Raw genomic sequence first — 6,303 nt, 5'->3', positions numbered from 1 at the left:
ATCTATGCCATTAGAAATAACTCCAGCAATGCCAATATCAATGGACGTTTCTTTATTAGAAAAAAATGATAAAGGTAATAAACCCAACAATAGAAGTGAAGCAATAGAGCATATTAAAGAATTAACAAAAGACTCATTTAGCAGCCAGTTTTTTTCTGAGAATACCATTGGGGATTTTATGGGTGAAAAGGAGTTCCCGCTTAAAATGGTTGAACTTGCAAATGGCGAAAAGCAATATTATGTTACAGCAAACATGGATCGTAGATTCTCTTTCTACATGGAAGCCAATAACTATGAAGGATGGAAATTTAATATGTTACATATAGAAAACCATGGTATGAAACAGGTGGTTTTTATTTTTGGACCTGAACTATCTTCCGACATTATGCATACTGACATAAAGCTAATAACAAAAAAAATCGAAAATGAAAATGATATTTCTTATGTACACTGTCATCATGACATTATTTTTTCTTTACATGACTCACGACTTACCGAGACAGAAATAGGCGACAAAGCAGGGTTAATAAATAGTCTTCAACTCGAACCAAAAACAAAGGAAGAACTCATAAAATTATTAGAAAACTGCACATCTAGAAACCAAAATAACTCTAATGAAGATGCAGTAAAACTTTGCACCACATTTCCTTTCATTTTTGAAAACACGGAAAAAATAACATCTGAAATGCAAATAAATGCTCTTAAACTGGCAAATACGCTGTCAAAAAATCATTAATTCATAAGGGAGCCGAAGCTCCCTTATCTTTATTTATTAATTACTCTTCACGTAATGCTTTAACATCCTCAGCTTTGATATTCAAAGTCGGTTGACCAAACTGTTGCAACAGATAATTGCTCAAACTAACCACCTGTTCATCCGTTAATGTATTGGCAAAACCGGGCATAAAGACCTCGCCATCATTGGTTTTGCGCGCCACACCGTGAAGAATCACATTAATCAGGTTATTTTGCGTGGATGCCCCGACCACCGAGTTCTTCATCAATGATGGGTAATAACCGTCTTTCACCCCTTCACCGGTAAAGCTGTGGCAACTGGCGCAATTCCCCAGATACAAACGCGCACCGTCGGTATTGTTATCTGCGGTGAAAGGCATGCCGCGTAAGGTATTAACACTGGTTGCCGACTGCCCCCAATCCGAGCGGCTCTTGGTTTCATCATCGGGATTCAATGGTTTCAGCGTGCGCAAATAAACCGCCATCGCATTCAGATCACTGTCAGTCAGATGGCGGGTACTGTTTTCGATCACTTCTGCCATCGGCCCGGCAGCTTGTGCTTTACCGTCAACATGCCCGCTACGCAGATATTGCACCACCTGCTCCTGACTCCAGCCACCAATTCCGGCATGCGGATCAGAGGTAATATTGAATGCTGTCCAACCATCAATATCGGCACCAGAATAAGCTTTGCTGTCTTTCATCCCCATAGTGATATTACGCGGGGTATGACATTCACCGCAGTGCCCGAGCGCTTCAACAAAATAAGCCCCCTGATTCCATTGTGCATCCTTACTGGTATCGGGCTGGAAGCGCTGCCCCTCAAAATTCACCAGATTCCAGAACCACAACCCCCAGCGCTGATTGAATGGGAACGGCATGTCATTGTCGCGATTCGGCTGATGCACCGCAGGCAAGCTGAACAAATAAGCTTTAATCGCTTTAACATCATCATCAGTCAGCAAGGTATAAGAGGTGTAAGGGAATGCAGGATAGAGATTTTCGCCATTTTTGCCTTTGCCTTCATGCAATGCGCGCAAAAATTCCTCATCCGTCCAACTGCCAATCCCGGTTTCTTTATCAGGTGTGATATTCGGTGAATATAAGGTACCCATCGGGGTTTTAAAGGCTAATCCGCCGGCAAAGGGTTTACCCTCTTTGGTGGTATGGCACGCCACACAGTCCGCGGCTTTAGTCAGATACTCACCACGCGCAATTAAATTAGCATCTGCACTGGCATAGCCGGTTGCAGCTAATCCGAATGCGATAAACAGGAATTTCATCGAGTGAGCCAAGGTTTGCTTTTTCATATTACACCTCAGCCTTGAGTGTTTCAGCGATACGCAGAGAGAGCGCGGCAATCGTCAAAGTACAGTTAACAGAACCGACAGTGGGCATCACGCTGCTACTGGCAATAAACAAATTTTTGTGGTCATGGGTGCGGCAATCACTGTCCACCACTGAATCTTTCGGGTCATTACCCATAATAGTGGTGCCAGTAATATGGTTATTATTGGCGAAGTTATTGTGGAACTGCACTTCTGTACCGCCCATCAGCCTGGCGGCCTCAGCATAGACTTGCTGCGTGTGCACCGCACTTTTGCGCACATAATCATCCATCGCATAGTAAAACTCTGGCTTCGGAATGCCGATGGCATCTTTCTCGGTCGGGCTGGGAATAATGCGATTTTCTACATGCGGTAGGATTTCATGGAAACTATCGAACTGCACAAAGCGCGCCGCCCGATCGCGGATTTTCGCATCCAACTGAGGCCCAAGCTGCAATTCCCCCTGCTTGAGTAACTCAATAGTGACCTGATCCGTGCGCGACAAGTTGGATAAATGAATCTTTTTCGCCGCATATTCGGATCGAAATGCACCATCCCGAAAACCAATCAAAGAGGTCATTTCCTGCGGGCCACGCCCCGGCCACAACGGTTCATTAGCCATAAAGGTCACGCCAGTGCCTGGGTGATCCATCAGATTGCGCCCAACCATATCGGAGCTATTCCCAACGCCAAGCGGATTTTTATCACTGGTGGACATCAGCATCAGTTTTGGCGTTTCAATACCATTGGCCGCCAGCACAAAATACTTACCCTCAGCGCGATGCTCATTACCCTGCGCATCCTTAAACAGGGCGGCGGTGACCTGCTGTTGGTCATTGACTTCCAGTTTATAAACCACGGCTTGTGGGCGGATAACAGCACCAGCAAGCTCGGCTTTTTCAACATGGGTAATAGCGTTGTACATCGCCCCTATCGGGCAAATTGGCATGCAGTTATTGTTGCCACAACAGGTGGGACGGCCATCATAAGGGCGGCTGTTGCGCGCCACAGGCTCGGTCACCACATCAAAGGGACTGCCATTGAGAGTGTGGCTGTTTAGCACGGTTTTAATGCGCTGTTCATTCCACGACAGCGGCAGCGGTGCCATTGGATAAGGCGCACTGCGCGGTGAACCAAGATCTTCATCACTCGGCCCCCAAACACCTAACTCCTGCTCTGCGCGTAAATACCATTTTTCCAGCGCTGCGTAGTCAATCGGCCAGTCGCGCCCAACGCCATAAATTGTTTTTAGCTTGAAATCATTTGGCAAGAAACGCCAGGCGGATGCTGCCCAGTGCCAGGTGGTGCCGCCCACAGCGCGAATATATTGCACATCATATGGGTGTTCACCCTTTTGAATCAGATAGTTATTATTTGGGTTAGATTCAGGATGAGGGGCATAGGATGTGGAGGGATAAGGTGCCATATTGTCTGACTTGTCGGGTTGATTGCGGAAGTTTTCCACAATTTCCCAGCGCGAAAGGCGCGGACCTGCTTCTAAAACCAATACTGATTTGCCCGCCATAGCCAATTGATGCGCAACCAAACCGCCAGCAACGCCCGAACCAATGACGACGATATCCGCCTTGAGTGTGTCGGCCATAAATGTATTCTCCAAAATTATAAGGCGACATCAGGCTTTGCAGCCCAGTATCCGGGTTTATTCGGGCAATAAGAGCGAATAACCAGCACATCGGATACCGCATCGAACATTAACGCATTTTCATAACTGATAACTGCCGCATCAGTTCCTTCACCAATGACACCCACATACCAACCTTGCAAAATCTGCCGGGCAATCTGCTGCTGTAATGGCGACCATTGCTGAGGCTCACCAGCGGGTAGCGGTTGTAATAAGGCGAGTTTTTGGTCAAAACCACCGATTTTACCGAGTAAGACCTGATAGATACGCTGACCAACCTGCGCATTAAGCTGGCGTTTGCCCGTCAGTGCGCGGGAAACCAACATGAATCTTTCCAAATTCTGCGGTAAGGTTTGAGTTGATGCGGCGAAAGCATCCAAAGAGAGGGGGTTCATCAGGCTGCTGACCAGCCCGACACCAACATACCCTAGCAGGCGACGACGCGAAATACCGCGCAACTGAGGTATCGCAGAGCGAGTTACCGACATGTTTTTTCTCCACAAAAGAGCACGCGCGCAGTATTCATCTGTTGAATAAATGGACATGCTATCGGCATGGCGTTAACAGATGCGGGTTACTGCGAGCTAAACTGCCGTATGAAACACCCTGCGGCAGTGGCAATCTTGACTAGTAATGAATGGACTTCCCGCCTGATGGCGATGTGAGTTATAAGATAAAGATGTTAAACATTTAGTTTAGTTGTAAAGATTCGTCAAGATTATACCCCCATTTGTGAGTGGGCAAAGTTAAATGTGACTTACATCACATTTTGTCATCATCGTCACTCGCTCACTGTGCTTCTCGCAAGAAGGGAATCTATCCGATTTAGTACATACGCAACTTGATGCCAGACTTGTTCATACCCGGTGGAATGATAGTTCTGCAAAAACTCGACGAACAAATTTTTGGCTTGTTGTAATTTTGCGTTATCGGCGGGTTGCTCTTTATGCTGCTCGAAAAAGGTTTCCAGAGTCTCAACTTTTTGCAAAAAAGCATTCAATTCATCTGTCCATTCTCTGGAGTTCAATTTATGGGCGACTTGCGACAACATCCAGGGAATATAGTAGCGGCTAAGAAGGGTGCTCAGCACCCCACTATCGATTGAAGACCAGTTCTTATTCAGTTCCGCACAGTGAGTGCCGTTATCATCAGTTACCCCACTCAACATACAAACTCCTTTTTCAACATCCAATAAATATGCTAATGCCGGATTATTAATAAATACCGCATCGTGTGGTGTTCTTTTCTCAAAATTCACGGCCACGCCAATCAGAGCGCCAAGTTCAGGGCCAGTCAACACACCAAGATAATTCTGGGTTAGAGGCTTATCATTAACATAAAAGTGAAGCGTTTTATTTTCATGCCCATTAACCAAATAGTGGTGTTCCCAATCAGCCATGAAATACCATCTTTTGGTGTACATATTATAAGCCACACCGTTGTCACAACGATATTCCAGGCTATTGTCACTATAATTATTGCGATGATAAGTAAAACTGACAGGTGAAGGATGGTCAGTTCCGTCATCCAATAATGAAAGGCATGAGGACTCAATTAATTCTCTACCATCACTTAATTTATTGTAAGCCGTCAAAGATTGAGTTTCAGCATTATAATAAATATGCCTCTTACTTCCTTTTTTCCCCAAATAGATATAAGTATCATCAGGCTCATCCAGATGATGGACAATTTCATCGCGCTGATCATTGTCATTTATAGACTCTAGTATTTCTTTATATTGGAGGAAGGGCCTGACTGCATTTTCTTTCCACCCCTGGATTGTAGACTCATCAAACCATAGTGCATTTTCATCAACGGTTATCTGTTGCGGAATATGTTGTTCTATTCTGCCAGGTAGATTATTTACCGGGCTAACATGTAAACTGACATAGAAACCAGTATGATCCAGAGATAGCGCGGTGCCGGTTCCATGGTTAATTAATACTGTTTTTTCTGCTACAGTCGCCGGAAACCAGTTTTGTCCCGTGTTATTAAAATCACAGTAGGTAAAAGCCACATCAGCATTTAAGCTGCTGCTCCGCCGGTCGGTGGGCGTGAGACAGTATAGATTGCGTTCAAAACCCAACCCGAAAAAGGCGGTCATTATCTGCCCGGCGTGGCTGTAAAAGATGTATGAGCTGTGCCCATCAATACCAATAGGCTGTTTCTGTTTTACCAAAAACATACTGTGCCCGCTGTTAGTATAATAATTATAACTGAAATAATTTTCAGGTAAGTTTTCAGAGTGAAAATTGAATACCACTCTTTTACTGTCTGGATAGATATTTCTTGGTAACACCCGGTAAGAGCTTATATCGCTCGTCAATCCATGAACAGCTAAAGCAGCAGAGTTAGTATCACTATAAAACGTAGCAGACTTTCCTGTGAAGGAATAATCACTGAAAACATCGACCTTTAAATATGGCGGAATTTTAATCGAAGAAATATTATTATTCCATTGATTAAACAACCATTCATCCTCAGTATAGTATGGAACACAGAATTTCTTACCTCCCATTTTTTCAGAATAATTATCATTAGAATAAAAACAAACATTATTATCACTATGATTCCCTGCCATTGCAGATGGTATAGTGA

At 44.5% G+C, this 6,303-nt stretch carries 5 protein-coding genes; 1 reads left to right on the top strand and 4 read right to left on the bottom strand.

From position 1 onward, the window contains the following. On the top strand, positions 1 to 736 hold a 736-nt coding region (locus tag HU019_RS19880), incomplete at its 5' end, for a hypothetical protein (protein ID WP_174850521.1). 40 nt (positions 737 to 776) lie between these two features. Here HU019_RS19880 and HU019_RS19875 read toward each other — a convergent pair. The 4 genes from HU019_RS19875 to HU019_RS19860 all read right to left on the bottom strand — a co-directional run bounded on the left by HU019_RS19875 (position 777) and on the right by HU019_RS19860 (position 6,286). Further along, positions 777 to 2,045, bottom strand: coding sequence for a cytochrome c (locus tag HU019_RS19875; protein ID WP_174849080.1), 1,269 nt, complete (start codon positions 2,043 to 2,045; stop codon positions 777 to 779). A gap of 1 nt (position 2,046) precedes the next feature. Beyond that, a complete protein-coding gene (locus HU019_RS19870) occupies positions 2,047 to 3,666 on the bottom strand; it encodes a GMC family oxidoreductase (RefSeq protein WP_174849081.1) in 1,620 nt (539 codons plus the stop codon). 17 nt (positions 3,667 to 3,683) lie between these two features. Continuing rightward, positions 3,684 to 4,193, bottom strand: a complete 510-nt coding sequence (locus tag HU019_RS19865) for a sugar dehydrogenase complex small subunit (protein WP_174849082.1) — start codon at positions 4,191 to 4,193, stop codon at positions 3,684 to 3,686. Positions 4,194 to 4,486: 293 nt separating this feature from the next. After that, a complete protein-coding gene (locus tag HU019_RS19860; protein ID WP_235921496.1) occupies positions 4,487 to 6,286 on the bottom strand; it encodes a peptidase inhibitor family I36 protein in 1,800 nt (599 codons plus the stop codon). Between the last annotated feature and the right edge of the window lie 17 nt (positions 6,287 to 6,303).

Source organism: Yersinia artesiana (assembly GCF_902726545.1).
In the GTDB taxonomy this organism is placed as follows: Bacteria; Pseudomonadota; Gammaproteobacteria; order Enterobacterales; family Enterobacteriaceae; genus Yersinia; species Yersinia artesiana.
This window is presented reverse-complemented; position numbering and strand designations above follow the sequence as displayed.